This is a genomic window from Nonomuraea sp. NPDC049750, assembly GCF_040659625.1.
In the GTDB taxonomy this organism is placed as follows: Bacteria; Actinomycetota; Actinomycetes; order Streptosporangiales; family Streptosporangiaceae; genus Nonomuraea.
In genome coordinates this window covers 11,258-37,076 of sequence record NZ_JBFANB010000056.1, presented here as the reverse complement: position 1 = coordinate 37,076, position 25,819 = coordinate 11,258, and the positions used below count along the sequence as shown (strand labels likewise).

Sequence of the window (25,819 nt, the reverse complement as noted above, 5' to 3'; positions counted from 1 at the left end):
GTTTTCCCCGCACCGGGTCGTTCGTCACCTTCTATCTTGCGGGAACAGACGAGGGCGCGGGCGTGTTGCGACGTGCATGCTCACATTGCTCGAACCCCTCCCCAGTGACGGACCGGTCCGTGACGAGCGGGTATTCTCCCCTGAGTACGGTGTACCGCAACAGCCGGCCACCGGTGATCTTAGGGGGGTGGGTCCGGTGCCCGCGACAGGCGCGGAGACTCTGGAACAGCGAAGTGAGCGGTTCGAGCGCGAAGCCATGCCTTACCTCGAGCAGCTCTACTCCGCGGCGCTCCGGATGACCCGGAACCCAGCGGACGCGGAGGACCTGCTTCAGGAGACCTTCGCCAAGGCGTTCGCCTCGTTCCACCAGTTCCAGGAAGGTACGAACCTCAAGGCGTGGCTCTACCGGATCCTGACCAACACTTTCATCAACAGCTATCGCAAGAAGCAGCGCGAGCCCAAGCAGTCGGGCACCGAGGAGATCGAGGACTGGCAGCTCGCCCGCGCTGAGTCGCACACTTCGAGTGGCCTGAAGTCGGCCGAGGTCGAGGCGCTCGAGCATCTCCCCGACGGTGATATCAAGCAGGCCCTGGCGGTCCTGCCCGAGGAGTTCCGGATCGCGGTCTATTTGGCCGACGTCGAGGGCTTCCCGTACAAAGAGATCGCCGACATCATGGGGACCCCGATCGGCACCGTGATGTCCAGGCTGCACCGCGGTCGCAGGCAGCTCCGCGGACTTCTCGAGGACTACGCCCGTGAGCGCGGCCTGGTCCCGGCGGAGGGATCGAAATGAGCTGTGGCAACCCGCATGACACCGACTGTCGGGAAGTGCTCGACAAGGTCTATTCCTATCTCGACGGCGAGCTGACCGAGGGCGACGTGGTCGACATCCGCGTGCACCTCGAAGAGTGCAGCCCGTGCCTGAAGGAATATGACCTCGACAAGGCGATCAAGGCGCTCGTGGCCAAACACTGCGGCTGTGACCCGGTGCCCGGCGACCTGCGTTCCAAAGTGCTGGCCCGCATCGCGCAGGTGAGATCGGAGCTGTCCGACTAGGATTCCCCCATGCGCGTGCTTGTCACCGGGGGTGCCGGGTTCATCGGTTCGAATCTCGTCGATCGCCTGCTGGCGGATGGGCACGACGTGGCGGTCGTCGACGACTTCTCGTCCGGCTGCCGGGACAACCTGGCCGACGCGGCCACGCATGACCGCTTCCGCCTGCACGAGGTCGATGTCCGCGATCCGGCCTTGATCGAGCTGGCCGCCGAGCTGCGGCCCGAGGTCATCTGCCATCTCGCCGCGCAGATCAGCGTGCGTAAGAGCGTCACCGATCCGGTCCACGACGCCAGTGTGAACGTCCAGGGCACCGCGTCGGTCCTGACCGCCGCGCACGAGGCCAGCACCCGCAAGGTGGTCTTCGCCTCCTCCGTCGCGGTCTACGGCCGGCCCGCCACGATCCCGGTGCCCGGTGACGCCGCCACCGACCCGCGCTCGCCGTACGCCGCCTCCAAGCTGAGCGGCGAGACCTACCTCGCCACCTTCAAGGCGCTCTACGGCATCGAATACACCACGCTCGTGCTGTCCAATGTCTACGGCCCGCGCCAGTCGCCAGAAGGCGAGGCCGGAGTGGTGGCCATCTTCACCGACGGCCTGCTCGGCGGCACGCCCACGGTGCTCTACGGCGACGGCACGCAGACCCGCGACTACATCTATGTCGAGGACGTGGTCGACGGCTTCGTCCGGGCCTGTGGAGCCGAGGGCAACGGGCGCAGGTTCAACCTCGGCACCGGCATCCAGACCACCGACCGCAGACTGCACGCGCTGATCGCCGACGCGGCCGACGCGCAGGACAAGCCGGGGTTCGCGCCGCCGCGGGTGGGCGACCTGCCGGCCATGGCGGTCGACCCGGTGCCCGCCTATGAGGGGCTCGGCTGGCAGCCGCGCACCGACCTGGCGACCGGGTTGAAGAACACGGTCGCCTGGGCCGCCCGTCGCCCAAGGTAGTGGATTGATTACGCTTTGCTTGCGATTCTCGACTCTGGCCCTGCACAGACCGGGCCTTCTGTAGCGTGACCCACAGGAGTCGGCGTATCGAGTCGACGTGGAGGCGAGCACATGCTGAAGGCTATGATCGCCCGGCTGATCGCGGCCGCGGTGCTGATCACCCCTGTGATGACACTGCTGATGAGCGCGGGCGGGGCCCTGCCTCACGGGGTGTCCTGGACCTGAGCACCCTTGGGGGCCGCAATGCGTGATCTGCCGTGGCCTGCGAAGGTCTATCTCATCGCCGTCATCGGCGCGGCGACCATCCTCCTCGGGCACAGCGTGATCACCTCCGGGCGCCTGGTGGCACCCGGAGATCTGGGCATCCTGCTGGTGCTCGCGCTGCTGTTCCTGGTCTGCGAGTCGATGCCGACGTTGCTGAACGTGGAGCAGTTCGCGGTGTCCGTGAGCTTCTCCGCGGCGCTGGCGGCTGTCGTCCTGATCGGTCCGGAAGGGGCCGCTCTGGTGGGGTTCACGGCGGTCTTCAGCGTGCGTCCGGGGCTGCCGTTGATCAAGCGGCTGTTCAACGGGGCGCAGTTCGCGATCTGCGGCTACGCGGCCGGCTGGATCTACCAGGGGCTGGGCGGGGTCTCCGGCGTGCCGGGGGTCAACGCCTTCGACGGCCTCATCGGCCCCTACGCCGCGGCCACGGGCGTGTTCGTGCCGCTCAACATCGTGCTCACGCTGACCATGATCCGGCTGGCCACCCGGGTGCGGGCCATGGAGGTGCCGCTGCGGGGCATGGTCCAGTTCCTGCTGTCCTATCTGGGTTACGGCACGTTCGGGCTGCTGGTGGCCGGGCTCTGGGCGACCGTGCAGTCGATTTCGGCGGTGCTGGTGCTGCTGCCGCTGTTCGTCGCCCGCTGGGCGTTCGGTCAATATCACGCGCAGCAGCGCTCGTACGACGCCACGATCGCCGCCCTGTGCCAGGCGGTCGAGACGAAGGACTACTACACCAGGGGCCACTGCACCCGCGTCTCCCTGGCCTCCTCGATGATCGCTCAGGAGATCGGCATGGGCCTGGAGCGGCTGCGCGCCATCCGCTACGCGGGCATGCTGCACGACGTGGGCAAGCTCGGCGTGCCGACCAAGGTGCTGCAGAAGGAGGGGCCGCTGACCGAGGAGGAGTTCGCCGCGATCCAGCTCCACCCGATGCGCGGGCTGGAGATCGTCCGGGGGATCGACTTCCTCGACGAGGCGTACGCCGGGATCATGCACCACCACGAACGCCACGACGGCAAGGGCTACCCGATGGGACTGGCGGCCGACGAGATACCGGAGTTCGCCCGGATCATCGCGGTGGCCGACGCGTTCGACTCGATGACGTCCGATCGCTCCTACCGCCACGCCCGCTCGGTCGAGGTGGCCGTCGAAGAGCTGCGCAAGAACGCGGGCCGCCAGTTCGACCCGGTCATGGTGGCGGCCTTCGCCAGAGCACTCGAACGCGAGCCATGGCAGCCGCCCCGCCGCGTCGAGTCGCCGCCGCCCGAGGCGACCGAGACCCCGATCAAGGACCATGACGACCCGACCAGGCCGATCGAAGTGGTGAGCGGGCCTTGACGCGTGCCTTCCAAAGCCTGGACTCCGGGCAACTGCTGCTCATCTGCGGGGCGGGACTGGTCGCGGTGGCCGGCGTCGCGCACACCTCCGCCGTGGGGCTCGACCGGCCCGAGATCGCGATCGGCTTCGGCGCGCTGATCGCGGTCGGCGAGTTGGCCAGGCTCACCATGCCGGGCAACCGGGAGGTCGCGCCCATCGGCGCCGCCGCCGCGCTCGGCTACACGCTGCTGCTCGACCTCAGCGACAACCCGCTGCGCCACACGGCGCTCCAGGTGGTGGCCGTGATCGCGGTCGGCATGATCGCGGGCGCGCTGCCGCACCTGGCGGTCGGCCGCCCGCCGCGCCTCGACGCCATGGCGCGCCGCCTGCTGACCGGCGCGCTGCTCGCCTTCGCCTTCCGGCCGCTGGCCGACCCGCTCTTCCAGCTCACCCGGCAGGACCCGCCGACATGGTGGCCCGCGCTCGGCGTCATGGTCACGCTCATCACGCTCACCCTGCTGATCGACGTGCTGATCGCGGCCCTGCTCAGGGCCGAGCAGGTGCGCACCGCCTTCAAGGTGGCCGTGCGCGACGAGCTCAACATGGCCTTCCCGCTGGGCGCCGCCGTGGCCGCGTCCGGTGTGCTGCTCGCGCTGGCCACCCACAGCATGGACCTGGTGGCGCTGCTGGTCTTCGCCGCTCCGCTGCTGGTCACTCAGGTGGCCTTCCGCAAGTACGCCGGGATCCGCGCCACCTACCTGCAGACCGTACGCGCCCTGTCGCGGGTCACGGAGGTCGGCGGCTACGTCGAGCCCGGTCACTCGCGCCGGGTGAGCCGCCTGGCCGTGGCGGTCGGCCGCGAGCTGGGCATGGCGGAGCCGGAGCTGCTGGAGCTCGAGTACGCCGCCCTCATGCACGACATCGGCCAGCTGTCCCTGAGCGACCCCATCCCGGGCGGCGCGACCGTGCTCGCCGATCCCGCGCAGGCCCGCCGCATCGCGGAGCTGGGGGCCGAGGTGATCAAGCAGACGGGCGTGCTCGACCGGGTGGCCGAGCTGGTACGCCGCCAGTGCGACCAGATCGCCGAGGACCCGCCGCTGTCCAGCCGGATCATCAAGGCGGCCAACGCCTACGACGACCTGGTCGGGGGGTCGGCTGATCGGGACCGGGCAGGGGCGGCGTTGGAGCGGCTGCGGCTGGCGGTGGGGACCGCGTATGATCCGGCGGCGATCGAGGCGATGACCAGGGTGGTGGACCGGCTGGCGGTCCACAAGCTGTAACGCCCTCTGTGGGTGGTGGCCGCGCGCCCGGCCTCCGCCGCGGTCGCCGGATGGCTCGTCACGCGACCGTCTGGATCTCTGTGACGGTCCGTGGCGGCTGAGGTCCTTGCGGGAGAAGGCCCTTCGGGGGATCGGAAGAGGACGGCCCGTTGTGGCTGGGGTTGCAGAGGAGGAATGCCTCTGCGGGGCAGCGGGAGCAGACGGTCTGTGGTGGGTGGGCCTCAAGAAGGGATGCCCTCCGGGGGCGGAAGAAGAGGCCCGTCAGCCTGGAACTCGGTCGCGCCACTGGCTCGCCCGTCCGCGCCACCGGCCAAGGATGCGCACGTAACGGCGCCCGGCCCTGTGCGGGGTCAGCGGGCGTTTTCCTGGAGGTCCTCAGCCATGTGCGGTGGGTGGCGGTGGGGGCGGCTTGCCGTAAAACATGGAGTTTGTGGGTTTTCTACAGAAGACGTCGGCCGGATCGGTGGTTTAGCGGGAAAGGGACCTTCCGCCCAACGGCCGTAGATTGGGCGGGTGCTTACTGAGACGCTTGGGGCTGTTCTGGTCGCCAATCGAGGGGAGATCGCCCGGCGGGTCATCCGCACGGTCAAGCGGCTGGGGCTGCGGGCCATCGCCGTCCACTCCGAGGCCGACGCGGATCTGCCGTTCGTGCGCGAGGCGGACGAGGCCGTGCTGATCGGGCCGGCCAACCCTCAGCTGAGCTATCTCGATGCCGGGAAGGTGCTGGAGGCGGCTCGGGCCACCGGGGCGCGGGCGGTTCATCCGGGTTACGGGTTTCTCGCGGAGAACGCGGCGTTCGCCAGGGCGGTGATCGATGCCGGGATGGTGTGGATCGGCCCGGCCCCCAAGTCCATCGACCAGATGGGCGACAAGATCAATGCCCGCAACCTGATGGAGGACGCGGGTGTGCCCGTGGCGGCCGGCACCCGGGAGCCCGTCACCGATCTGGAGCAGGCGCTGCGGGCGGCGGGCCGGATCGGTTACCCGGTCATGGTCAAGACCGCGGGCGGGGGTGGCGGCATCGGGATGAGCGTCGCCCACGACGACGAAGAACTGGCCAAGGCTTTCGAGCAGGCCGCCCGAGCGGCGGCGAGGTTCGCCGCCGGTGACGTCCTCGACGGGCCCGCCATTCTGCTGGAGCGCTACATCGCGCGGGCTCGCCACGTCGAGGTGCAGATCCTCGGCCTGCCCGACGGCACGGTCGTGGCCCTGGGCGAGCGTGACTGTTCTGTGCAGCGTCGTCATCAGAAGGTCGTGGAGGAGTCGCCGTCGCCCGGCATCACGCCCGAGCTGCGCGAGCGCATGCTCGCCGCCGCCGTGCGGGCCGGCGAGGCCGTCGGCTATCTGGGCGCGGGCACCGTGGAGTGCCTGGTCGACGCCGACGCGCAGGACTTCGTCTTCCTGGAGATGAACACCAGGCTCCAGGTGGAGCACCCCGTCACCGAGCTGGTCACCGGGCTGGACCTGGTCGAGCTGCAGCTGCGGGTGGCCGCGGGCGAGAGTCCCGAGGTGAAGGCGGAGACCGGTGGCCACGCCATCGAGTTCCGTGTGTACGCCGAGGATCCCGGGAGGTTCTTCCCGGGACCGGGCAAGATCTCCGCCTGGCGAGAGCCGGCCGGCGAGGGCGTCCGGGTGGACTCCGGCTACGAGGAGGGCAATACGGTCACGCCGTTCTACGATCCCCTCATGGCCAAGCTCTGTGTCTTCGGTGCGACCCGGGCCGAGGCGCTGCGGGCCGGTCGCGAGGCCGTCGCGGGGTTCGTCGTCGAAGGGCCCAAGAACAACTTGCCGTTCTGTGCGGAACTGCTGGACAACGCCGAGTTCGTCAGCGGCGACTATGACACCGGCTTGATCGGGCGAATGCGCGCCTAGCGCACATGACATTGTTTACTCATTGGAAGAGGGGAGTCGCGGTGGCTGAGGTACGCGCGGAGATGGTGGCGAATGTCTGGAAAGTCGTCGTCCAGGAGGGCGACACCGTCTCCGAGGGCGACACACTGGTCATCCTCGAGTCGATGAAGATGGAGATCCCCGTCCTGGCCGAGGACGAGGGCGTCGTCGCGCAGCTCAAGGTCAGCGAGGGCGACGTGATTCAGGAGGGCGACCTGATCGCCGTCATCGAATAGCCGCCGGCACGATAGCCGCCGGTCCGAAGACCTTAGCGGGCGGCGCGGTCGAGAAACTTAGTGCGATCGATCACTATTGGCGGGTGGCGCGGTCGAGGAACTTGGCGCGATCGACCACCACTCGCTCGATCGTGCCCCGGCCGACGATGTTCTGTTTGTCGCGGGCCTCGAAGCCGAAGACCAGCCGCCTGCCGTCGACCTCGGTGAGCTCGGTGGTGATCTGTACGTGCGTGCCCAGTGGGCTCGGCGCCAGGTGCACCAGCTCGACACGGGTGCCGACGGTCGTCTCACCGGGAGCGAGATGCGCGTGCACCGCCTTGACCGTCGCCATCTCGGCCAGCGCGAGCAGCCGCGGAGTGGCGAGCACCGGGACGTCGCCGCTGCCGATCTTCTCAGCGGTGTCGGACCTCTCGACCATGATGAGCAGCTGGGAGCGGAGACCCGGAGCGAGCGTCATACCGCCAGCGTACTGCGATCATCACCGCGGCCCGCTGTCAAGGGCCCTGATCTCCCGGAAACGCGGACAAGTGCGGCCAGAAGGCCGCAGGATAGGGTTTGTAGGGCTTACGGCATTTAAGTGGCATGTGGGACTCGTGAGTCGTACACTCTCGAAGTTCCGTGACCTCTGTGTTACCTCACCGCGACACAACTTCGCTTTGTTGGAGATCCTTGGGGTGGGAGAGGTTATAGAGGTAAAGGGGTAACGGGGGAGTCATGGTAGCCCAAGGAACGACGCTGGCGGGGCGCTATCGCCTGGACACCCGCATCGGCGCCGGCGGCATGGGCGAGGTGTGGCGGGGCGAGGACATCGTGCTGGCGCGCACTGTCGCGGTCAAGGTGCTGCTGCCCGGCCGCATGGACGATCCCGGGTTCGTCGCGCGTTTCCAGGCCGAGGCCCGGGCGATGGCGACGATCAATCATCCGGGTGTCGTCGACGTCTACGACTACGGTGTGAGCGGGGACACCGTCTATCTGGTGATGAAGTTCGTCGACGGGGAGCCACTCGACAAGTTGCTGATGCGGCTGGGCCGGATCCCGCCCCAGCCCGCGATGGAGCTGATCGCGCAGGCTGCCTCGGCGCTGCAGGCGGTGCACCAACAGGGGATCGTGCATCGTGATGTGAAGCCGGGCAACCTGCTGGTCCAGCGCGACGGCACGCTCGTGCTGACCGACTTCGGCATCGCCCGCTCCGACGTGGCCAGCCGGCTCACGGACGCGGGCATGGTGCTCGGCACCGCCGCCTACTGCGCGCCCGAGCAGGCCGAGGGCGCGCCGGTCACGCCCGCGGTGGACATCTACGCGCTGGGCGTGGTGGCCTACGAGTGCCTGGTGGGGCAGCGACCGTTCGACGGCGAGAGCGCGGTCACGATCGCGCTCAAGCACATCCGCGAGGCGCCTCCGCCGCTGCCCGCCGAGATCCCCGCACCCGCGCGCGCCCTCGTGGAACGCGCCCTGTCGAAAGATCCGCTCGCCCGTTACCCGACGGCCAGGGCGATGAGTGAGACGGCCCGCAAGATCGCGGCCGGCGAGACACCCCCTCCAGAGCCCGCGCCGCCGGTGACGGGTGCCACCATGGCCGCGCCGATGGAGGCGTACCAGACCGGGTCCCGCCAGTCGGGTCCCCACCAGACCGGATCCCACCAGGCGGGCTCTTACCAGACGGGGTCCTATCAGGGAGCTCCCCATCAGACGGGGTCCTACCAGGCCGGTGGGCCGCCCCAGACGGGGTCGTACCAGGCTGGGCAGCACCAGACCGGGTCACATCAGGCTGGGACGTCTGAGGCGCAGACGGTGGCCGGGCCGCGTCAGGGTGCCCGCCGTGCCAGCGCCAAGGCGCCTCGTAGAGGTGCTCTCGTCGCCGGGATCGCGGCCGCGGTCGTACTCGGGGCGGGCGCCGGTGCTGTCGCGCTGACGAACATGTCGAGCCAGCTCGAACCCGAGCCGACCGTCACCACGTCGAAGGGGAACTCCGAGCCCACTCCAGATCCGACCCCCACGTCGACGAAGCCCACCAAACGCCCGATCAAGCCCAAGCCGACCACGCAGGAGCCGGTCCCCACCAGGACGGCCGCCGAGCCGACGGAGACGGAGAAGGAGCCACCGACCCCGGAGCCGACGGACAAGAAGACGCCGACCAAGACCCCCAGCAGCTCGCCGAAGCCGAGCACGACGGTCACGAAGAAGCAGGTCCCCTCCGTGGTCGAGCTGCCGTACGCGCAGGCCACCCAGCGGATCCGAGCGGCGGGCTTCCAGAACATCAGGATCGACGACCAGACCACCACCGAGCAGGGCATCACCTGCGGCCGGATCGGCGAGACCTTCCCCAACGGCGGCACGTGGCTAGAGGTGAACAAGCCGGTCAAGATCGTCGTTATCGACGGCGGCCCCTGCCCGTCACCCACCCCGACCCCGACGCCGACGCTCGGGGCCAGGTAGTTCAGACCCCCGCCGTGGTGCGGGGGTAGGCGATGGGCAGGTCAGATCGCCCGGCGGGTGGGCGATCTGGGAGTTGGTCAGGTCAGATCCTCCGGCGGGTGGGCGATCTGGGGGCCGGTCAGGTCAAATGCCTGCTGTGGTGCGAGGGCAGGGGATCTGGGGGCCGGTCAGGTCAGATGCCCGTCGTGGTGCGGGGGTAGGCGATCTGGGGGTCGGTGGCGATATTCACCATGTACGGCACGCCGGAGTCGAACGCGCGACGCAGCGCGGGGCCGATCTCCGACGGCCGGGTGACCAGCTCGCCGCCGCCGCCCAGCGCCGTCACCACCTGGTCGTAACGGCACTGCGGCTGCAGCTCGGCGGCCACGTCGTAGCCGTAGAGCATCTGCATCGGGTGCTTCTCCAGGCCCCAGATGCCGTTGTTGCCGCAGATCATGACCACCGGCAGGTTGTGCCGTACGAGGGAGTCGACGTCCATGAGCGAGAACCCGGCCGCGCCGTCGCCCAGCAGCAGCACCACCTGTGAGGACGGCCGGGCCAGCCGGGCGGCGATGGAGTAGCCGAGGCCGGTGCCGAGGCAGCCGTAGGGGCCCGGGTCGAGCCAGTTGCCGGGCTGTTTGGGCTCGACGTACTTGCCCGCGTAGGAGACGAAGTCGCCGCCGTCGCCGATCACCACGGCGTCGTCGTCGAGCACCTTGCCCAGCTCGCCGTAGATGCGCATGGGGTGGATCGGGTCGGAGTCGGCCGTGAGCAGGGCGGCGTCGTCGGCGATCGCCGCGGCGGCGGCCTCCGACAGCTGCGACACCCAGCCGGAGTAGGCCGTGGGCTTCAGGCCGGCGTCGCCGCAGGCGGTGCCGAGGCTCCAGAGCACCACGGACAGGTCGCCGGCGGCCGACGCGGCGGGCTGGGTGTGCGTGGCCAGCTGCGACGGTGTGTCGGCGATGTGCACGACCTTGGCCGGCGGCGCGCCCTGCTTGCCGCCGAACCAGCCGTAGCCGAGCCGGAAGTCGAGCGGGGTGCCGACCACGATGACCAGGTCGGCCTTGGCGAAGGCGAGGCCGCGGGCGCGGGTGACGAGCAGCTCATGGCCGGCGGGCAGGATGCCGCGGCCCTGGCCGTTGGGGATGACCGGCAGCCGCCAGTTCTCGGCGAAGTCGCGCGCGGCCTCCTCGGCCCGGTCCATCCACACGTCGGACCCGTAGACCAGCACCGGGCGCTCGGCCTCGGCGAGCAGCCTGGCGATGGTGGCCAGGGACTCGGGGTCGGGCTCGAGGGGCGACGGGCTCTGCGTCTCGACCGGGTGCGCCGGCGACGGCGCGAACAGGTCGTCCATGTAGAAGTCGAGGAAGACCGGCCCGCGGTGCGGCGCGACGGCCGTGCGGAACGCCGCCTCGACGTCCTGGCCGATGGAGTCGGCTCCGGTCGCGGTGAACGACAGCTTGGTGATCGGCCCGAGCAGCGGCGGGTGGTCCATCTCCTGCAGGGCCCCGCTGCCCCAGCGTGAGCGCGGGGCCCGCCCACCCATGACGACCACGGGGGAGCCGTTGAAGTGCGCGGTCGCGACGCCGCTGATCCCGTTGGTGATGCCGGGCCCCGCCGTGAGGACGGCCAGCCCGGGTTTCCTGGTCAACCGGGCCGTGGCCTCCGCGGCGAACACGGCGCTCTGCTCGTGGCGTACGTCGAGGATCCGCATGCCCTCGTGCACGGCGCCGTCGTAGAGCGGGAAGACGTGCCCTCCCGACAGCGTGAACATGGTCTCGACACCATAGGCCTTGGACACGGCGACGGCGGCGTCACCGGCGTGCTTCGCAGACTCCATGCCGGGAACCTACCAACGAGCCATCAGAGTAAACAGATGTCAACGGTCGCGTCGTCACGCGGCCATGGCGGCCAGTTCCCGGTCCTCACCTGCAGCAGACATTCGCCATGCCGGCCGGCGCCTGCACGGTGATCTTCCTTGGCGAGGCGGGCTCCTTCATGATGTCGAGGTCGACGTTCTTGGCACGCGCGTCCACGTCGTAGGACAGGCCGGGGACCGCCACGGTGACATCGCCTCTGGTTCTGACGACCGCGCGGACCTTCGTCGGAGCGTTTTCGAAGGACAGGTCGACCTGGCCCGAGCCGATCTCCACGTCGGCATCGCTCCCCGTGAGCCTGCGACCCGTGACATCGCCGGAACCGCTCCTGGCCCAGACGGTGCCCGATGTCTCGGTCACCCGCAGCGGACCCGACTCGGAGATCATCCGGACATTGCCGAAGAGACCGTTGACCGCCAGCATGCCGTTGGCCGACTCCGCCGCTACATCGGTCTCCACCGGCACGAACAGCGCGTAGTCGACCTGGCAGACCGGCGCGTGCCGCTCGTCCGTGCCTGGGCAAGAGGCATCGAGCCGCAGCGTCCGGCCGTCCCAGTCCTCCGTGACGACCGGTTTCGTCTTCGACCAGCTCAGTGACCGTTCGAGGAACAGCTCACCCGCCTCGCCGGGATGGATGCTGACGTTCACGCTTCCGCGCCCCGCGATCACCTTCAGCTGTGACAGCTTGAACGAGATGCTTCTGCTGGTCGTCTCCGTCGGTGGACTGGCGTGAGCGAACCCATCCCAGAACGCCGTACCGCTGATCAGCAAGGCGCACACGGTCGCCACGGCGCCCGCGCTCAGCCACAGGGCCCTCATGGCAGACTCCTGATCTTGAGGAACTGCAGGACGGCGAGGACCCGGCGGTGGTCGCCCTCGGCCGGGGACAGGTCGAGCTTGGTGAAGATGTTGCCGATGTGCTTGCCGACCGCTCCCTCGCTGAGCACCAGCTCCTGGCCGATGCCCGCGTTGGAGCGGCCTTCGGCCATCAGCTTGAGCACCTCGCCCTCCCGGGGCGTCAGCCGGTCGAGCGGGTCGCTGTGCCCGCGCAGCAGCAGCTGGGCGACGACCTCGGGGTCCAGCGCGGTGCCGCCCGCCGCCACCCGGTGCAGCGCGTCGATGAAGTCGGTCACGTCGGCCACCCTGTCCTTGAGCAGGTAGCCGACGCCTCCGGTGGCCGAGGCGAGCAGCCGGGCCGCGTAGCGCTCCTCCACGTATTGAGACAGGACCAGCACCGGCATGTCGGGATGCTCGCGGCGCAGCACGAGGGCCGCGCGCAGGCCCTCGTCCGTGTGTGTGGGAGGCATCCGTACGTCCGTGACCACCAGGTCGGGCAGGTGCTCCTCAGCGGCGCGCAGCAGGCCCTCCGCCTCGTCCACGGCCGCCACCACCCGCATGCCGGCCGCGTCGAGCAGCCGGACGAGCCCTTCACGCAGAAGTACGGAGTCTTCCGCAAGTACTACTCGCACGACAGGTCCACCTCAATGGAGTCTTCCGCCAGAACTACTCGCACGGCAGGTCCACCTCGATCGTGGTCGGCCCGCCGAGCGGGCTGGACAGGCGGAGCGTCCCGTCGACCGAGTCGATCCGCTGGAGGAGGCCGCGCAGCCCAGTGCCGCCGTCGAGCCGGGCGCCACCGCAGCCGTCGTCGAAGACGCGCAGGCACAGCCGGTCGCGTTCGCGGACCACGCTCACCTGGGCCTTGGTGGCCGCCGCGTGCTTGGCGATGTTGGTGAGGGCCTCGGACACGATGAAGAACGCCACCGCCTCGATGGTAGGAGAAGCGCGCAGATCGATGTCGACGCGCAGCCGCACCGGGATGGGAGCGCGCGCGGCGATGCCGGAGAGCGCCGCGTCGAGGCCCTGGTCGTTGAGCACGGCGGGGTGCAGGCCGCGGACGAAGTCGCGCAGCTCTTTGAGCGCCTGCTTGGACTCCTCGTGCGCCTGCGCGATCGCCTCGCGGGCGGGCTCGGGCAGGTCGGTCAGCGTGGCGCGGGCCAGCCCGAGGTTCATGGCCAGCGAGACCAGCCGCTGCTGGGCGCCGTCATGCAGGTCCCGCTCGATGCGCCGCCGCTCGGCGTCGGCCGCGTCGATCACCCTGGCGCGGCTCTCGGTCAGCGTCTCGATCCGCTGCCCCAGCTCGTGGCGGCTGGGGCCGAGCAGCGTACGCGCCACCGACAGGTCCAGACGCGCCATTCCCCGCGCCAGTGTCGGAGCCACCAGCAGCAGGACGAACCCGACCGCCATGTACACCGAGACCACGCCCGGCTCCCTCAGGTTGAACTCGAACACGAGCGGACGCTTCTGCAGCATCGGCTGCAGGAACGCCGTCAGCCCCACCCCGGCCGCCCCCCACGCGGCCGCCACCAGGACGGTCCCGGCCAGCCCCACCAGCGGCGAGAGCAGGTGGTAGCCGATCTGCCGCCAGGTGACGCGGCTGCGCCAGGTGGTCGGTGAGCGCACCGGCGGGATACGCGCCCCGAGGAACGCCTCGAACCGGGAGCGCTGCACCCGGGTGAAGAGCGGCAGACCGCGGCGCATGAGGGGCGGCACCGCGGCGCACACGAGGGTCAGCCCGGCGAGGATCACGCCGACCGGCAGCCCGATCACGACATGCGCCGTGTCCAGCCAGGCGCGTGCCGACCACGGGCGGGGGACTTTCATGGCACCAACGGTATTGACCTCCGGGGCCCGCGCGACATGGGCTTGGTGTGTGCCTGCGGGGTAGGGCTAGCCCCACCCCGCGGGCGAAGAGGGGCCGGCCTCACAGCGGCGGGACGGACCAGCCCTTCTCTCTGTACAGCGGGGCGTGCTCGGCGTTGACGAACAGCCGGTCCTCGGGGTTGGGGATGCGGAAGTAGCTCTGCGGGTGCAGCAACTCCCTGGCGTTGTCCGACAGGTCGAGCACGTAGCGGTCGGGCGCCCGCCGCTGGGCCAGGAAGCGCAGCTCGAACGGCAGCAGGGCGAGCGGGTTCGCGTGGTCCCAGAGGCCCAGCCCCGCCTCACGGGCCCGCCGTACGGCCTGCCTGGCCCGGCCCAGCGCCCCCGCTTCGGCGACCGTCCTGGCGCTGCCCGGCGCCGGCACCGCATCGGCCAACCGGCCCTCCTGGCGGACGAAGGGATCGACGTTGGGCCAGATGAAGTAGGGGATCACGTGCCCGGCCGCGAGCAGTCGCTCGTTGTACGGATCGGGGCGGGGCTTGTCGCGCTGGTCGCGGTTGACGTAGCAGAGGAGCCTGCCGTACCGGTCGAGGATCTCGTACGCGAAGGCCAGCCTGATCTTGAACGTCTCGTCGGTGAGGCCCTGCTCGGTGATGTCGAGCTGCATCATGGTCTTGAGCGCCTGGGTGGCCGGGGCGGCATGGGCGGCGTGGTTGGGCGCGGCCGCCGGGCCCAGCCTGCCCAGCAGGTTGTTGTGCAGGGCCGTGCGGAGCGTGAGCTCCTGGTAGCCCTTCTCGAACGGGTCGGTGAGGAAGGTCGTCCAGGCGGGCTTGTCGATGGCGACGAAGCCCTTGGGGAAGTCGGGGAAGTTCGGGTTGCGGGGTAACTCGAAGCTGACTTCGGGAGCGTCGACACCGAGCAGACGTACGCCGAAGTTGCCGTCGGCCGCGATGTTGATCGTGTCGCCGTCATGCACGATCTTGTCCACCGGCTGGGCCGCGCCTCTGGAGCGGCCGAGAAGAGCGTGCCCGACCGTGACGCCGGGAACGGGTTGTTCGATCGCCTTTGCCATGCCTGCATCATCACCCCGCGATGGCTGCAAGTCCCGAAATAGTTGAACGAATCGGTATTGCGGGCCGTCTCACGTGGTGACGGATGAGCTGGAGGTCCAGATGTTACAGATCGGGGTAGCCGTGGCAGTCGCCGCGGCGATGTCGATGGGGGCGGGCGCCCTGCCCGACGGGATGCTCTTCCTGGAGACCCACCCACCGGCCAAGAAGTGGGAGTCCTACAAGACGACGGAGTCGAAGAGCCTCCCGCTCCGGCTGAACCCGTGCGAGCGCCGCACGGCCTCGGCCGCCGACCGCCTGGCGACCCGGACCGTCCACTACCGCTCGGAAGACACGATCAAGTACGAGCAGCTCGTCGTCTACAAGAGCGTCTCCGCCGCCCGTACGGCGATGCGGGGGCTGCGCGCGGATCTGGCCCGGTGCAAGAACTTCGGCAAGGGCCCCGACCGCCATCACTACTACACCAAGCCCCTCAAGGTGGGCGACGACGCTCTCCGGGCCGGCAGCAGCTTCTTCGAGAGCGGTGAGCAGACGGTCGTCGTACGGAACGGCGCGACCGTCTACGTCGTGGGCGGATCGGCCTGGCCGGGGAAGAGCCTGCCGCTCAAGCGCTTCAAGGGCCTCATCTCCCAGGCGGAGCGGATGAGGGTGAAGGTCTGCGACCTGCCGAAGGCGGCCTGCTGAAGAGGCTCCCTCACGGGCGGCGCAGGCGCGTGACGAACTTGTACCGATCGCCGCGATAGAGCGACTGCGCCCACTCGACCGGGTTTCCGTCGGCGTCGAAGGCGTGCCGTGTCAGGAGCAGCATCGGCAGCCCGACGTCCACGCCGAGCGCCTTCGCGTCATAGGGCGTGGCGAGCACGGTCTCGATGATCTCCTCTGCGTCGGTGAGCCGGACGTTGTAGGCGTTGTGCAGCGTCTCGTACAGGGACGCGTGCACCTCGAGCTCCCGCCGCAGCCTGGGGAAGCGGCGGGCCGACAGGTGAGTGGTGTCTATCGAGACGGGCTCCCCGTTGGCCAGGCGCAGGCGGTGGATGCGCAGGACGCGCCCGCCCGGGTTGATGGCCAGCCGCCGCGCGAGCGGCTCGTCGGCGGTGATGTAGCCGATCTCCAGGATCTTGGTGTCGGGCTCCAGGCCGGCCGTGCGCAGGTCGCCGATGTAGGACGTCAGCTGCAGCACCTGCGCCACCTTCGGCTGGGCCACGAAGGTGCCCTTGCCCTGGATGCGCAGCAGCCGCCCCTCGACGACCAGCTCGGTCAGCGCCTGACGGACGGTGGTGCGCGAGGTCTCGAAACGTACGGCCAGCGCCCGCTCGGGAGGCAGCGCCGCGCCGGGAGGCAGGCTCTTGGTGAGCTCGAGCAGGCTCCGTTTCACGTCGTAGTACTTCGGTACGCGAGGGCCGTCGTCCGTCACGCTCTCACCTTCACTTCTGCCACGGCGGTGAGGGCGTGTCTGATCACCGCGAGATCATCGGAACTCAGATTGGCCCGAGCGGTCAACCACCGGCACGACACAGGCAGAGGCGCGCTCGTCGTCAGACCGGGCTCGCCCGCCGTGATACATGCCGGATCGGGCAGCTCAGGTTGATTGTGAAGGATATACACAGTGGCAGGTATGGCGGCAACCGAGGCAGTAGCCGAGGTCGGGACAAAGATGAGCACCGTGTCGATCACCTCCGTTGCGCGCCGAACGGTCCCGCTCCGATGGTCGACCGAACGGAACAGTGTGACGGTTTTCACAGTGTGAGATTCCCGAAAATCAGCGGTTGACCGCACGGCGACACGCCCGTGTTCATCGGTGTTCGCGGCCCGGTGAGCACGCCGGCGGGAGGGGCGGGCCGGGTCGCCGGTTTGGTTGTTGCGGCGGAAAGCACGCATGATGCACTCGTGCCGACTCTCAGCGACCTCGTCGTCCGCCACACCGCTCTCGACGCGGCGGACCTCGACTGGCTGCACTCGCTGGTCTCCGACTGGCAACTGCTGGCCGACCTGTCGTTCGCCGACCTCATCCTGTGGGCGCCGCTCCAGGGCGAGGGCGGCGGCTGGATCGCGATCGCGCAGATGCGCCCGACCACCGGGCCCACCGTCTACCACGACGACATCGTCGGCACCGTCGCGGCCAAGGGCGAGCGCTACCTGATCGACACGGCGTGGAACGAGCGGCGCATCTGCCGCGAAGGCGACCCCGACTGGTCGACGGGCGTGCCCGTCCGCGAGGAGACCATCCCCGTACGTCGGGCGGTCCCCGTCGGCGAGGCCCGCTTCCTCGCGGTGATCCAGCGCTCCACGAACCTGTCCTCGGCGCGCACCCCGTCGCGCCTGGAGCTCACCTACCTGCAGAGCGCCTCGGACCTGGCGCAGATGGTGGCCGAGGGACGCTTCCCGTTCTCCGGCGAGGAGCCGATCCTGGTCCGCTCCCCGCGCGTCGGCGACGGCCTGCTGCGGCTGGACCGGGCGGGGCGCGTGACGTACGCGTCGCCGAACGCGCTGTCGGCCTACCGGCGGCTCGGTCTGCACGCGGATCTGGTCGGGGCCGAGCTGGGCCGGGTGACCGCCACGCTCTGCTACTCCGACGAGCCGATCAACGAGGACCTGATGATCGTGGCCAGCGGGCGCGCGGCCAAGGAGACAGAGGTCGAGTCCGGCGGGACGATCGTGCAGCTCCGGGCGATCCCGCTGATCGTCGGCGGCGGCCGCATCGGCGCGCTGGTGCTCATCCGTGACGTGACGGAGCTGCGCCGCCGCGAACGTGAGCTGATGACCAAGGACGCGACCATCCGCGAGATCCACCACCGGGTCAAGAACAACCTGCAGACGGTGGCGGCCCTGCTCCGGCTCCAGGCGCGGCGCCTGCGCGTGCCCGAGGGGCGGGAGGCCCTGGAGGAGGCGGTGCGGCGGGTCGGCTCGATCGCGATCGTGCACGAGACGCTCTCTCACGCGCCGGAGGAGTTCGTCGACTTCGACGACATCGCCGACCGCGTGATCGCGATGGCGGGCGAGGTGTCGGCGGCGGAGGCGGCGGTCACCCCGCGACGGATAGGCAGCTTCGGCACCCTTCCGTCGCTCATCGCCACACCTCTGGCGATGGCTCTCACCGAACTTCTCCAGAACGCCTTGCAACACGGCCGCCCCAAACACCTGCAAGTGGTCGTGGAACCGACTCCCGACAGGCTGCACGTGACCGTCTGGGACGACGGTCAGGGTCTGCCCGACGACTTCGAGCTGGACAATTCCACGAGCCTGGGCCTGCAGATCGTCCGCACGCTCGTGGTCGGCGAGCTCTCGGGCAAGCTCTCGATCGCCCCTCGCCTGGAGGGCGGCACAGAGGTGACGCTCTCCATCCCACTGCCGGCCGCCTGACGGCGTGCCTTGTCACGGGCGCGCGTGTCGGCGGCCCGCCACGTGCGGGTTCAGCGGGCGTCTCCCTGGAGGCCCTCCACCACGGATGGCGGGTGGGGCCGGGCGATGCCTGCCGTACGAGCTGTAGGTCGGGCGGTTCGGCTAGGCGGAGGCGCGAGCGCGGGCACGGGCGCTGCGGCGCTTCAACGCCCTGCGCTCGTCCTCGCTCAGGCCGCCCCAGACGCCGGCGTCCTGGCCGGACTCAAGGGCCCACTTCAAGCACAGGTCGACCGCCGAACACGAGCGGCACACCTGCTTGGCCTCTTCGATCTGCATGAGTGCCGGGCCGGTGTTGCCGATCGGGAAGAACAGCTCGGGGTCGACGTCACGGCAGGCAGCTCGGTGGCGCCAGTCCATGCGTTTCACTCCTTAGTAGATGGAACCTCTGGTCGGCTCCGTGCGGCTACTACTTTGTGAAGAGTTTCACTAACTCGCGCGAGCAACGACCCGGATCCTGCGTTGGACCGGGGTTGCCCGCTGAGCGTCGGAGCGGACCCGGTAAGGCTTGTTAAAGGTCCTACGTTCCGACGTCAAAGTTGAGCCTGTCAGCCACTGAGAGTGCACGCAAGAGGGTTGGTAGGAAGTTTTGGCGTGGATGGATGTCGGATGCGTCACACAATGACCGAATGTAACCAGCTAGACCAGAACTTGTAATGCGTTCGGGATAGAGCGGAATGTCACTGATTCCCGTTCCCCCAGGTAGTCGCCGTCCAGCTCGAAGGCCACAGGGCGGTCTGCCGCGAGCGTGAACTCGGACTCGTCGTGGAGCTGGACGAGGTGCCGGCCCGATGGAAGGGTGTCACGCTCCGTGAGGATCTGCCGGATGGCGGGAAGTATCGAGGTCACGCCTATCTCTTGGAGTCCCAGCAGGTCGAGCCCGGTCTCGAAGCCGGCCCAGGGCGTGGGCAGGACCGGCCGGGTGCCGATGTAGGTCCAGGGCGAGGTGTTGGAGATGATCGCCATGTACACGCCCTTGGCGGCCGGAATGCCGGGGCCGCTCAGCGTCATCGCCGGGTGGCGCTTGTCAGTGGCGAAGTAATGGCGCAGCGCGGTGTTGACGTAACGCGTGGGTGTCGCCTTCCGGCCCGTGCCGCGCAGCCCCTCGACGGCCCGGATGACCTCGGCGTTGTACCCCATCCCACCGCCGAAGGTGAAATATCGGCTCTGATCCTCCCAAAGGGCTTGCCCCAACCCCACGGTCCTGCGGCGGCCGTCACGCAGCGCCTCGAGCACAGCGCCCGTGGCCTCGACCGGGTCGTTCGGCAGGCCCAGGTCGCGGGCGAACACGTTCGCGCTGCCCCCGGGGATGACGATCAGCGCGGGCCGCCCGGCGCTGGGGTCGTCCTGGTACGCGGGGTCGTCGCCGTTGACGGCGTTGAGCAGGCCGTTCACGGCCTCGTTGATCGTCCCGTCGCCGCCCAGCACGGCCACCACGTCGTAGCCCTTGGCGTGCGCGGTGGTGGCCAGCGCGGCCGCGTGGCCCCGGTACCGGGTCTGTTCCACGGTCAACTCGACGGCGGCGCCGAGCGCGCGGATCAGTACGTCACGCCGGCGGGCATTCGTGGTCGTGGCCTTGGGGTTGACCAGGAGCATCGCTCGCATGTCGTTCAGACTAGCCGGTGCCCGATATCTGGCTTATCGGCCATTAGTCGGAATCTGGAGGCGGCGAGGGGCACCGATAGGGTTTGGGGCGTGAACCGACCTTGGACACTTCTCGCCGCCGCGCTCATCGTCGCCCTGGAGGGCCTCGTGGCGCTCGGTCTCGGTCTGTACGTCGCGGTGGAGACGCTGGCCGGCGCGGCGGAGGACATCACCAGCGCGCTGGCCGAGTCGGCGTTCGGGGTGCTGATCGGCGCGGGATTGGTCTGGGTGGCCTGGGGCGGCCTGTACAAGATGGAGCGATGGGGGAGATCGCCCAGCGTGCTGGCCCAGATCTTCGTGCTCCCCGTCGCGATCACGCTCATCCAGTCGGACAAGCCGCTCTATGGGATCCCGCTGATCGTGGTGGCCGTCGCCGGCCTCGGCACGTTGCTCGCGCCCCCCACCACCCACGCCCTATATGGCGAGGACTCGCAGAAGGGTTAGTCGTCGTCCAGCGTCAGTCGTCCGCGGTCAGGCCCTCGCGCAGCTGGGCCAGCGTGCGGGCCAGCAGCCGTGAGACGTGCATCTGCGAGATGCCCAGCTCGGTGGCGATCTGCGACTGGGTCATGTTGCCGAAGAAGCGCAGCAGCAGGATGCGCTTCTCACGGGGCGGTAGTCGTTCGAGCAGCGGCTTGAGCGACTCGCGGTATTCGACGCCTTCGAGCGACTCGTCCACGATGCCCAGCGAGTCGGACACGGCGGGCGCGTCGTCGTCACCGGAGTCGGGCGCGTCGAGGGACACGGTGGAGTAGGCATTGGCCGACTCCAGGCCCTCGAGGACCTCCTCCTCGGTCATCTTGAGGAAGGCGGCCAGCTCCGCGACGGTCGGCGCGCGGCCCTCGCGCTGCGACAGCTCGCTGATCGCCTTGGTCAGCGACAGCTTGAGCTCCTGCAGGCGGCGCGGCACGCGCACCGCCCAGCCCTTGTCACGGAAGTGGCGCTTGATCTCGCCGACGATCGTGGGCGTGGCGTAGGTGGAGAACTCCACGCCGCGGTTGAGGTCGAAGCGGTCGATGGACTTGATCAGTCCGATGGTGGCGACCTGAGTGAGGTCGTCGAGCCACTCGCCCCGGTTGCGGAAGCGGCGGGCCAGATATTCGACCAGAGGAAGGTGAAGCTCGACCAGCTCGTCCCTGATGCGCTGCCGACGCGGCTCGTCAGGCCCCAGCTCGGACAGCTCGGCGAAGAGGATGCGGGCCCGCACCCTGTCGGGCACGGCGTGGTCGCTGGTGGCCATGGCTCCAGTCCTTTCCGTCACGCCGGCCCCGCCGTGCCTCGGCGCTTACGCAGGACGATCGCCATGCGATCGGGAGAGTCGATCACCGCTTCCACATCGTCTGCCAGGGCGGTCAAGACCATCCAGGCGAAGTCGTCCCGCTTTGGCGCGGAGCTGCCGACCGTCGCGACCTCGACCCTGACCTGCATTTCCTGCCCGGTCAGCTCGAACTCGGCGGTCAGATCGGTCCCGGGCACGGCCTCGCTCAGCAGCATCGCGCACGCCTCGTCGACCGCGATCCGCAGATCCTCGATCTCGTCCAGCGTGAAGTCGAGCCGTGCGGCCAGTCCGGCAGTGGCCGTACGCAGTACGGACAGGTAGGCACTCGCGGCCGGGAGCCTGATGCTCACCACGTCGCGGATGCCGGCCACGCCCTCAGCCCGCGTCTCGGTTTCCTCGGTCACGTTCCTCCTCGCGTATACGGCGCTGACTGCAACTTACCGCCCCCGGGAGGTGGTTGGCGGAATCAGACTCGCCATCGACCGAAAAGGCTCTGCACGGAAGGTCGCCGCACAGAGCCTTTATGCCGATTTAGGCGGCCTTCGTCTCCCAGAAGATCTTGGAGATTTCGTCGATCTTGCCGAGAAGGTCCTCGGCCTTGGCGACCTCGACCGTGCCCTTGCCGCCTGCCGCGCCGGCGAGCTTCGTGGCCTCCCAGAAGAGCTGGTGAAGCTGGGGGTACTGCTCGAGGTGCGGGGGCTTGAAGTAGTCGGTCCAGAGCACCCACAGGTGGTGCTTGACGAGCTCGGCCCGCTCCTCCTTGATGGAGAGCGCCCGGGCCCGGAAGATCGGGTCCTCGTTGGCCGCGTACTTCTCCATGATCGCCTTGACCGACTCCGCCTCGATCCGGGCCTGCGCGGGGTCGTACACCCCACAGGGCAGGTCGCAGTGGGCAGAAGCGACATGCTTGGGTCGTAGCAGTCGTGCGAGCATCAGAAAGTCCTTCCTTGATGCTGAATCAGCTTGGTCCAACTACCGACCTTACTCGGGTCCAAACGCCTGCGGCGGAGGGGGTCACAGCCCATGAGAGTGCGTGTCGAGGGGGATTCGATGCGGCCCGCGCTGGTGCCCGGCGACTGGCTCCTCGTACGGCGTGGCGCCGCGGTGCGTCCCGGCGACCTGGTCGTGGCGCGGCTCCCGGGCGAGCCCGAGCGGCTCATCGTCAAGCGGGCCCAATGGCACGGCGACGACGGCTGGTGGCTGGAGAGCGACAACCAGCGGGCCGGCGGGCGCCGCGACAGCTGGGACTTCGGCCCGGTGAGCGACATCGTGGGCCGGGTGGTGCTGCGCTACTGGCCGCTCCTGCGGCGGGCACGGTAGGCGGCGACGTTGGCCCTGCTGGCGCACCGGGCGGAGCAGTAGCGGCGCGAGCGGTTGGAGGAGGTGTCGAGGAAGGCCCGCAGGCATCGTGGCTCCTGGCAGCGGCCGAGCCGGTCGGCACCCAGTTCGGCGACGAGCGCGGCCAGGCCCATCACGGCGCCGGCGGCGGCTGTGCCGTGCGCGTCCACAGCGAGGTGGAGGTGCCAGCGCTGCCCGTCGTGGTCCGACAGTTGGGGGCGCACCGGATGGCGCACGAGCAGCGCGTTCAGGCGCGCCACGACGGCCTGCTCGCCACCGGTCCCGTCGAACACGGCCGCCAGTTCGTCACGCAGCTCTAGGAGCTCCGGCGGGGGGTGCGGATCGTTCACCAGCCGGACCGCCCACTCGGCGTAAGAGGTGAGGTCCATGCCGGAGTATTACACGGAGCCGCGGGGCGCCCAGCCTCGGACGCCCCGCATATGGGCTCTCAGGGGCCGCGGGGCTCGCTTTGGAGGCCCCGCTGAAGGTCAGCCCTCCGGGTGCAGGACGCGCCTGAGGAAGGAGCGGGTCCGCTCCTGCTTCGGGTCGCCGATCACCTCGGTGGGTGTCCCCTCCTCGACGATCACCCCGCCGTCCATGAACACCACGCGGTCGGCCACCTCGCGGGCGAACCCCATCTCGTGGGTGACCACCAGCATGGTCATGCCCTCCTCCGCCAGCTTCCGCATGACGGCGAGCACGTCGCCGACCAGCTCCGGGTCCAGCGCCGAGGTGGGCTCGTCGAAGAGCATCAGGTCCGGGTTCATGGCCAGCGCCCTGGCGATGGCCACCCGCTGCTGCTGTCCGCCGGAGAGCTTGCCGGGATATTCGTCGCACTTGTCGCCGACACCGACCTTGGCCAGGTTCTCCCTGGCGACGATCTCGGCCTCCTTCTTGCTCCGGTTCAGCACCCGCTGCTGGGCGATCATCACGTTCTGCAGCGCGGTCAGGTGCGGGAACAGGTTGAACTGCTGGAACACCATGCCGACGTGCCGCCGGGCCGCGTCGATGTCGGCGTCGGGATGGGTCAGCTCCAAGCCGTTGACGAACACCCGGCCCTTGGTCGGCGTCTCCAGCACGTTCACGCAGCGCAGCAGCGTCGACTTGCCCGAGCCTGAAGGGCCGATGACGCAGACCACCTGACCGGATTCGACGGTGAAGTCGATGCCCTTGAGCACCTCGTTGTCGCCGAAGTACTTGTGCAGTTCCCTGATCTCTACGGCGTGCGTCACCGTTTCCTCCCCTGGCGCGCTTCGAGGCGGCGTACCACGAACCCGAGCGGAATCGTGATCAGCAGGTACGTGGCGCCGGCCACGATCAGTGGCGTGCTGTTGGCCTGGTCGATCGTGGTGTCGGAGCCGAACTTGGTCAGCTCGGTGGTGGCCGCCGTCACGCCCAGCGTGAAGACCAGTGAGGAGTCCTTGAACAGCAGGATCAGCTCGTTGGTCAGCGGCGGGATCACGATCCTGATGGCCTGCGGCAGGATGATGGACAGCATCGCCCGGCCCGGCTTCATGCCGAGCGACCTGGCCGCCTCCATCTGCCCCTTGGGCACCGCCTGGATGCCCGCGCGGAACGACTCGGCCATGTAGGCCGCGGCCACCAGGCCCAGCGCGAGCGCCACCGTACCGTAGACGTCGCCGGGGAGCTTGAACCCGGGGAAGGCGATCGGCAGGCCGAACCCGAGCAGCAGGAAGATGATCAGCGCGGGCAGGCCGCGGAAGATCTCGATGTAGACGAGGGCGACCACCCGGTAGGGGACCACCGAGGACAACCGCATCAGCGCCAGCACGAGACCGAGCGCGAAGCCGATCACATAGCCGGCCACGGTGAAGATCAGGGTGTTCTTCAACGCGACCGTGAACAGCGTGGGGAACATCCCCGCGGCGACCTTGCCGTTCAGGAAGTTCTCGAAGATCTTCGGCCAGTCCGCGAGCAGGATCACCGCGATGAGGACGAGGGCGAAGACGGCGTACTGGATGGCGAGGCTGACGCGACGGCGCTGGCGGGGGCTGAGCCCGCTTTTCGCGGGCTCAGCCGTGGTCGGCGTGGTCGTCATGATCAGGAGGTGGGCGTCGGGGTCGTGACGGGCGCGGCGCCCATCCACTCCTGGTACTCCTTGGTCCAGGTGCCGTCCTTGATGGCCTCGGCCAGGGACTCGTTGATGACCTTGAGCAGCGCGGCGTTGCCCTTCTTGACGGCGAAGCCGTACTGGGCGTGGGTCGGCACCTGGCCGGACAGCTCATAGGCGGAGTTGACGTTCGGCTTCTTCATCCAGTCGACGACGACCGGCAGGTCCTGGATCACCATGTCGACCTGGCCGGACTGCAGCGCGAGCAGCAGCTTGCCGGAGTCCTTGAACTCCTTGGCCTCGATGCCCTTGCTCTTGGCGAGCGTGAGGCTGGTCGTACCGGCCTGCACGCCGACGCTCAGGCCCTTGGACTTGGCGGTCTCGAGGTCGGGCACGCCGGCGCCCTTCTTGGTCACCAGGCCGAGCACTTCGTCGAAGTAGGGGTTGGAGAAGTCGAGGTGCTGCTTGCGGTCCTCGGTGATCGTCATGCCGGCGGCGGCGACGTCGCACTTGCCGGCGCTGAGCGCGGCACCGCCCTTGATCGAGTCGAAGTCGATGTCCACGATGTCCTGCGTCACGCCCAGCTTCTTGGCGGCCAGGTCGATCATGTCCACGTCGAACCCGACGACCTTGCCGCTGGCGTCCTTGGACTGGAACGGCGGGTACGGCAGGTTGGTGCAGGTGGTCAGCTTTCCGGGGGCGACCAGCTGTACTCCGCCCGCCGCCGTGGCGGGTCCGGAGGACGAAGGGCTGGCGCCCGTCTGCGAGGTGCTGCCGCAGGCGGACAGCGCCAGAGCGGCGGTCAAGGCGAGCGCACCGGTGGTGTAGCCACGGCGCGTCCTGGGCCAGAGGGCCATGTGCGGGCCTCCTCGAGTGATATGTAAGGAAAGTTGGTTTTTGTGAAGTTTAAATGGCCTTTTGCTGCAGACCGTCATCTGAGAATTAACAATGCGTCAACAGAACGGAGTCGGTCCTGAGACAGACCCCATCTCAGCATGTGGCACTATGGAGCGACGGGTGACCCCCGTAACCCCTCTTACGAGACGATCGAGGAGGGGCACCTGGCGGCTACCGAAGCCAGGC

At 69.1% G+C, this 25,819-nt stretch carries 28 protein-coding genes; 12 read left to right on the top strand and 16 right to left on the bottom strand.

Annotated features, from left to right (window positions below; translation table 11 throughout):
• Positions 1 to 187: 187 nt before the first annotated feature.
• The 7 genes from AB0J16_RS57880 to AB0J16_RS57850 all read left to right on the top strand — a co-directional run bounded on the left by AB0J16_RS57880 (position 188) and on the right by AB0J16_RS57850 (position 6,988).
• Entirely contained in the window at positions 188 to 793 is a 606-nt protein-coding gene (locus AB0J16_RS57880) for a sigma-70 family RNA polymerase sigma factor (RefSeq protein ID WP_214640210.1), read from the top strand.
• Positions 790 to 1,056 carry a mycothiol system anti-sigma-R factor gene (gene rsrA, locus AB0J16_RS57875; RefSeq protein WP_225301833.1) on the top strand — a complete coding sequence of 89 codons (267 nt, stop codon included), beginning with the start codon at positions 790 to 792 and terminating at the stop codon, positions 1,054 to 1,056. The genes AB0J16_RS57880 and rsrA overlap by 4 nt, the downstream gene beginning before the upstream one ends.
• Before the next feature lie 9 nt (positions 1,057 to 1,065).
• Positions 1,066 to 2,004, top strand: coding sequence for an NAD-dependent epimerase/dehydratase family protein (locus tag AB0J16_RS57870; RefSeq protein ID WP_358557413.1), 939 nt, complete (start codon positions 1,066 to 1,068; stop codon positions 2,002 to 2,004).
• Between the two features lie 243 nt (positions 2,005 to 2,247).
• Positions 2,248 to 3,603, top strand: coding sequence for an HD-GYP domain-containing protein (locus AB0J16_RS57865; protein WP_357949560.1), 1,356 nt, complete (start codon positions 2,248 to 2,250; stop codon positions 3,601 to 3,603).
• Positions 3,600 to 4,862 (top strand): HD domain-containing phosphohydrolase, encoded by a 1,263-nt coding sequence (locus tag AB0J16_RS57860; protein ID WP_225301836.1) that lies wholly within the window; start codon positions 3,600 to 3,602, stop codon positions 4,860 to 4,862. Before AB0J16_RS57865 ends, AB0J16_RS57860 begins: the two co-directional genes overlap by 4 nt.
• A gap of 513 nt (positions 4,863 to 5,375) precedes the next feature.
• Entirely contained in the window at positions 5,376 to 6,734 is a 1,359-nt protein-coding gene (locus AB0J16_RS57855; protein WP_358557410.1) for a biotin carboxylase N-terminal domain-containing protein, read from the top strand.
• A gap of 41 nt (positions 6,735 to 6,775) precedes the next feature.
• Positions 6,776 to 6,988, top strand: coding sequence for a biotin/lipoyl-binding carrier protein (locus tag AB0J16_RS57850; protein WP_357643180.1), 213 nt, complete (start codon positions 6,776 to 6,778; stop codon positions 6,986 to 6,988).
• A 73-nt stretch (positions 6,989 to 7,061) separates the two neighbouring features.
• Here AB0J16_RS57850 and AB0J16_RS57845 read toward each other — a convergent pair whose 3' ends face one another.
• Positions 7,062 to 7,445, bottom strand: a complete 384-nt coding sequence (locus tag AB0J16_RS57845) for a hotdog domain-containing protein (protein WP_358557407.1) — start codon at positions 7,443 to 7,445, stop codon at positions 7,062 to 7,064.
• 257 nt (positions 7,446 to 7,702) lie between these two features.
• Here AB0J16_RS57845 and AB0J16_RS57840 point away from each other — a divergent pair, with 257 nt between their 5' ends.
• A complete protein-coding gene (locus AB0J16_RS57840; protein ID WP_358557404.1) occupies positions 7,703 to 9,424 on the top strand; it encodes a protein kinase in 1,722 nt (573 codons plus the stop codon).
• A 172-nt stretch (positions 9,425 to 9,596) separates the two neighbouring features.
• Here the strand turns inward: AB0J16_RS57840 and AB0J16_RS57835 are convergent, their stop codons facing one another.
• The 5 genes from AB0J16_RS57835 to AB0J16_RS57815 all read right to left on the bottom strand — a co-directional run bounded on the left by AB0J16_RS57835 (position 9,597) and on the right by AB0J16_RS57815 (position 15,013).
• Entirely contained in the window at positions 9,597 to 11,243 is a 1,647-nt protein-coding gene (locus tag AB0J16_RS57835) for an acetolactate synthase (RefSeq protein WP_358557401.1), read from the bottom strand.
• A gap of 85 nt (positions 11,244 to 11,328) precedes the next feature.
• Entirely contained in the window at positions 11,329 to 12,099 is a 771-nt protein-coding gene (locus tag AB0J16_RS57830) for a hypothetical protein (protein ID WP_358557398.1), read from the bottom strand.
• The gene (locus AB0J16_RS57825) at positions 12,096 to 12,749 is read right to left on the bottom strand and encodes a response regulator transcription factor (RefSeq protein ID WP_358557395.1); all 654 of its coding nucleotides are present in this window, start codon (positions 12,747 to 12,749) and stop codon (positions 12,096 to 12,098) included. Before AB0J16_RS57825 ends, AB0J16_RS57830 begins: the two co-directional genes overlap by 4 nt.
• Positions 12,750 to 12,783: 34 nt before the next feature.
• Positions 12,784 to 13,944 (bottom strand): histidine kinase, encoded by a 1,161-nt coding sequence (locus tag AB0J16_RS57820; protein ID WP_358557392.1) that lies wholly within the window; start codon positions 13,942 to 13,944, stop codon positions 12,784 to 12,786.
• Between the two features lie 100 nt (positions 13,945 to 14,044).
• Positions 14,045 to 15,013 carry a hypothetical protein gene (locus AB0J16_RS57815; RefSeq protein WP_358557389.1) on the bottom strand — a complete coding sequence of 323 codons (969 nt, stop codon included), beginning with the start codon at positions 15,011 to 15,013 and terminating at the stop codon, positions 14,045 to 14,047.
• A 100-nt stretch (positions 15,014 to 15,113) separates the two neighbouring features.
• Here AB0J16_RS57815 and AB0J16_RS57810 point away from each other — a divergent pair, with 100 nt between their 5' ends.
• The gene (locus AB0J16_RS57810) at positions 15,114 to 15,695 is read left to right on the top strand and encodes a hypothetical protein (protein ID WP_358557387.1); all 582 of its coding nucleotides are present in this window, start codon (positions 15,114 to 15,116) and stop codon (positions 15,693 to 15,695) included.
• Between the two features lie 10 nt (positions 15,696 to 15,705).
• Here the strand turns inward: AB0J16_RS57810 and AB0J16_RS57805 are convergent, their stop codons facing one another.
• The gene (locus tag AB0J16_RS57805) at positions 15,706 to 16,425 is read right to left on the bottom strand and encodes a GntR family transcriptional regulator (protein ID WP_358557384.1); all 720 of its coding nucleotides are present in this window, start codon (positions 16,423 to 16,425) and stop codon (positions 15,706 to 15,708) included.
• Between the two features lie 473 nt (positions 16,426 to 16,898).
• Between AB0J16_RS57805 and AB0J16_RS57800 the strand changes: the two genes are divergently transcribed.
• Complete coding sequence (locus AB0J16_RS57800; RefSeq protein WP_225301849.1) at positions 16,899 to 18,371, top strand: PAS domain-containing sensor histidine kinase; 1,473 nt, start codon at positions 16,899 to 16,901, stop codon at positions 18,369 to 18,371.
• 141 nt (positions 18,372 to 18,512) lie between these two features.
• Here AB0J16_RS57800 and AB0J16_RS57795 read toward each other — a convergent pair whose 3' ends face one another.
• Both AB0J16_RS57795 and AB0J16_RS57790 read right to left on the bottom strand, forming a co-directional pair.
• A complete protein-coding gene (locus tag AB0J16_RS57795) occupies positions 18,513 to 18,767 on the bottom strand; it encodes a WhiB family transcriptional regulator (RefSeq protein ID WP_225301850.1) in 255 nt (84 codons plus the stop codon).
• Between the two features lie 279 nt (positions 18,768 to 19,046).
• On the bottom strand, positions 19,047 to 20,012 hold the full coding sequence (locus tag AB0J16_RS57790; RefSeq protein WP_357949595.1) for a diacylglycerol kinase family protein: 966 nt from the start codon (positions 20,010 to 20,012) through the stop codon (positions 19,047 to 19,049).
• Between the two features lie 90 nt (positions 20,013 to 20,102).
• On the opposite strand from AB0J16_RS57790, the gene AB0J16_RS57785 reads away from it, so the two are divergent.
• The gene (locus AB0J16_RS57785) at positions 20,103 to 20,495 is read left to right on the top strand and encodes a hypothetical protein (RefSeq protein WP_357949598.1); all 393 of its coding nucleotides are present in this window, start codon (positions 20,103 to 20,105) and stop codon (positions 20,493 to 20,495) included.
• 13 nt (positions 20,496 to 20,508) lie between these two features.
• On the opposite strand, the gene AB0J16_RS57780 is transcribed toward AB0J16_RS57785, so the two are convergent.
• From AB0J16_RS57780 to sodN, 3 genes are all read right to left on the bottom strand, one after another.
• Positions 20,509 to 21,288 (bottom strand): RNA polymerase sigma factor SigF, encoded by a 780-nt coding sequence (locus AB0J16_RS57780; protein WP_358557382.1) that lies wholly within the window; start codon positions 21,286 to 21,288, stop codon positions 20,509 to 20,511.
• Between the two features lie 17 nt (positions 21,289 to 21,305).
• Complete coding sequence (locus AB0J16_RS57775) at positions 21,306 to 21,731, bottom strand: anti-sigma factor (RefSeq protein WP_358557379.1); 426 nt, start codon at positions 21,729 to 21,731, stop codon at positions 21,306 to 21,308.
• 127 nt (positions 21,732 to 21,858) lie between these two features.
• Complete coding sequence (sodN, locus tag AB0J16_RS57770) at positions 21,859 to 22,260, bottom strand: superoxide dismutase, Ni (RefSeq protein WP_219533868.1); 402 nt, start codon at positions 22,258 to 22,260, stop codon at positions 21,859 to 21,861.
• Positions 22,261 to 22,290: 30 nt separating this feature from the next.
• On the opposite strand from sodN, the gene AB0J16_RS57765 reads away from it, so the two are divergent.
• A complete protein-coding gene (locus AB0J16_RS57765; protein WP_358557376.1) occupies positions 22,291 to 22,647 on the top strand; it encodes a S24 family peptidase in 357 nt (118 codons plus the stop codon).
• Here the strand turns inward: AB0J16_RS57765 and AB0J16_RS57760 are convergent.
• The 4 genes from AB0J16_RS57760 to AB0J16_RS57745 form a co-directional block, all read right to left on the bottom strand.
• Positions 22,617 to 23,054 carry a CGNR zinc finger domain-containing protein gene (locus tag AB0J16_RS57760; protein ID WP_358557373.1) on the bottom strand — a complete coding sequence of 146 codons (438 nt, stop codon included), beginning with the start codon at positions 23,052 to 23,054 and terminating at the stop codon, positions 22,617 to 22,619. The two genes, AB0J16_RS57765 and AB0J16_RS57760, sit on opposite strands and share 31 nt — an antisense overlap.
• A 99-nt stretch (positions 23,055 to 23,153) precedes the next feature.
• Positions 23,154 to 23,897, bottom strand: a complete 744-nt coding sequence (locus AB0J16_RS57755) for an amino acid ABC transporter ATP-binding protein (protein WP_358557370.1) — start codon at positions 23,895 to 23,897, stop codon at positions 23,154 to 23,156.
• Positions 23,894 to 24,772: an amino acid ABC transporter permease gene (locus AB0J16_RS57750; RefSeq protein ID WP_358557367.1), complete on the bottom strand. Its 879-nt coding sequence runs from the start codon at positions 24,770 to 24,772 to the stop codon at positions 23,894 to 23,896. The genes AB0J16_RS57755 and AB0J16_RS57750 overlap by 4 nt, the downstream gene beginning before the upstream one ends.
• The gene (locus AB0J16_RS57745; RefSeq protein ID WP_358557364.1) at positions 24,727 to 25,593 is read right to left on the bottom strand and encodes an ABC transporter substrate-binding protein; all 867 of its coding nucleotides are present in this window, start codon (positions 25,591 to 25,593) and stop codon (positions 24,727 to 24,729) included. Before AB0J16_RS57745 ends, AB0J16_RS57750 begins: the two co-directional genes overlap by 46 nt.
• Between the last annotated feature and the right edge of the window lie 226 nt (positions 25,594 to 25,819).